Source organism: Bathymodiolus platifrons methanotrophic gill symbiont (genome assembly GCF_002189065.1).
Classification (GTDB): Bacteria; Pseudomonadota; Gammaproteobacteria; order Methylococcales; family Methylomonadaceae; genus Methyloprofundus.
The window spans coordinates 1-1,534 of sequence record NZ_BDMN01000285.1 but is presented as its reverse complement, the minus strand read 5'-3'; the positions used below and the strand labels follow the sequence as shown (position 1 = coordinate 1,534).

The 1,534-nt window shown below is 42.0% G+C and carries 2 protein-coding genes; both read right to left on the bottom strand.

The window, feature by feature from the left end; genetic code table 11:
- Positions 1-82: 82 nt before the first annotated feature.
- A complete protein-coding gene (locus CDZ78_RS15225) occupies positions 83-496 on the bottom strand; it encodes a hydantoinase B/oxoprolinase family protein (protein ID WP_167374331.1) in 414 nt (137 codons plus the stop codon).
- A gap of 30 nt (positions 497-526) precedes the next feature.
- The gene (locus CDZ78_RS15220; protein WP_244559269.1) at positions 527-1,408 is read right to left on the bottom strand and encodes a hydantoinase/oxoprolinase family protein; all 882 of its coding nucleotides are present in this window, start codon (positions 1,406-1,408) and stop codon (positions 527-529) included.
- Positions 1,409-1,534 lie beyond the last annotated feature (126 nt).

Genomic DNA, 1,534 nt, shown 5'->3' with positions numbered 1-1,534 from the left:
AAAAGGGTATCATTACAAAATCAGAGGGATATGAAAAGAGTTACTTGAATTTCATGGGCAAAAAGTTTGTTATTCGTTGATTTTAATGTAATTTAATACTTAACTGGGGGGATTTATGTAAAGGTAGAGGTCTGGTGCTCTGACCTTGGGCATTAAATAATGCACAGGAGAAATCAAGACGTTCTTTGATATTGACTGAATAAGCTGTATTTTGTAACACAAAACCCATCTGTTCAGCTATGGACATAAATAGCTTATTAAATATCTCCAGCATCACCGGATCCACAGTCGTACCAATTGCAACTTGTCGCTGCACTGGACAGCAGCGTGTCAGGATCAGGTTTTTCTGCCCACTTACTTGTGCCTGCCAATCGGGCTCTACAATAGTGGTTCCTGTAGCCTCTATAATAATCGCTGCCCCCTGAATAACCTGACCGATCACAAGTGCATCACGTTGATAAACCGGCGCCTCATGATGCCTGTTATTACTGAACATCCGCGTACTCATAAAAGGTGTACCATTATGCTATTGCAAAGCATTATGCAAATAAGCTGACTGGGTGACCAGCTCATTTTTTACGACCACTTCTAAGCATAAGGATTCAATAATTAAGGCTTTGCCAGTATATACAAATCCAAACTGTTTCAGGTAAGCCTGTTCAAAGCTTATCAGCATAGTTTTTTTATCGGCAAAAGTAACAGCTAATGCTGTGTCGGTTCCTAAATAACGCAGACGTATTGTACTCATAAACTCAATAGACTGATGCGTGGAGGACTTTGCCAGCATTTCTTGCTTGCCTAGTGCTTGCATAATGGCGAACATTTCTTCCAGCTGCGTATAACTCAGACTATCAAAAGCTTGCTCTAATGCTTTATCTTTTAATAATCTAAAATCTGCCAACCCCATTCCATAAGCTGACAGCACACCTGCAAATGGATGCAGCAACACGCGCTGCATACCTAAGCTATCAGCAACTTTACAGGCATGTTGTCCACCCGCAGCTCCATAACAACATAAAGTATATTCAGCAACGTTATAGCCTTTTTGTACGGATATTTTCTTTATGGCATTCGCCATATTTTCAGTCGCTATACTGATAAATCCTTCAGCAATCTGTTCTGGGCTTTTATGTTTACCCGTAGCCCGTTGTATATCTTTCGATAAATCTAAAAATAGCTGTTTTGCTTTTGCAGAATCTAATGATAAATCTGCATTCTTGCCAAATACCGCTGGAAAAACAGGTAGTTTCCCAAGTATTAAATTAGCATCAGTAACCGTTAAGGGGCCACCACGTCTATAACTCGCCGGACCTGGATTTGCACCTGCCGAATCTGGCCCAACACGATAACGCATGCCATCAAAAAATAAAACTGACCCACCTCCTGCAGCTACCGTATGAATATTCATCATCGGCACACGAATTCTTACTCCAGCAACTTCTGCTTCAAACGCTGCCAGCCATGGAGAGCGAACGCGAGGGCTGGTAGTCCCCAGAAGGCGTAGGGCCGTTGTTTTGTCGGAATCGTAGCGCTA

Excerpts from the sequence above, each read along its gene's own strand:
- CDZ78_RS15225 (WP_167374331.1), bottom strand. The coding sequence starts at position 496 with ATGTTCAGTAATAACAGGCATCATGAGGCGCCGGTTTATCAACGTGAT.
- CDZ78_RS15220 (WP_244559269.1), bottom strand. The coding sequence starts at position 1,408 with ATGAATATTCATACGGTAGCTGCAGGAGGTGGGTCAGTTTTATTTTTT.